Origin of the sequence: Komagataeibacter oboediens, assembly GCF_003207815.1 — a bacterium.
Taxonomy (GTDB): Bacteria; Pseudomonadota; Alphaproteobacteria; order Acetobacterales; family Acetobacteraceae; genus Komagataeibacter; species Komagataeibacter oboediens.
Genome location: NZ_NKTX01000278.1, coordinates 1 through 534 on the forward strand (window position 1 = coordinate 1; position 534 = coordinate 534).

Genomic DNA, 534 nt, shown 5'->3' on the forward strand with positions numbered 1-534 from the left:
CCTGCCTGCCCTTCCCGAACCTCTGGTCCTGCATCATGCTCCTGTGGCTGACTGCAGCCGGTATGATATCCTGAGGACACGCCCATGATGGAACGTGGGCCGATCCTCCAGGCGATGGCGGAACTGAAACTCTACGGTATGAAAGCCGCCTATGATGAACTGGTGACCCATGCGGTCAAACGACAGTATCTGCCCCAGCAGGTCATAGGAGAACTGCTCCAGGCCGAAATACATGAAAAGCAGGCCCGGTCGATACGCTACCAGATGACCATTGCCCGGATGCCGCGGGCACAGGATGTCGAGGACTTTCAGTTCGCGGATACGCCCGTCAACGAAACCCTTGTCCGTGACCTGGCTCGGGGCGAATTCCTCGACCTCAAGCGTAATGTCGTGCTTGTGGGGGGCACAGGTACCGGCAAAACCCACCTGGCCACGGCCATTGGCCGGAGCTGCATCCGCACAGGTCGGCGTGGCCGGTTCTTCAACGTGGTGGACCTGGTCAACCGGCTTGAGGCTGACAGTCGGGCGGCAAGG

1 protein-coding gene is annotated in these 534 nt (G+C 60.3%); it reads left to right on the forward strand.

The features are described 5' to 3' along the window. Window positions 1-84 precede the first annotated feature (84 nt). The coding region (locus tag CFR80_RS18850; RefSeq protein ID WP_309146449.1) for an ATP-binding protein at window positions 85-534 on the forward strand (450 nt) is incomplete at its 3' end.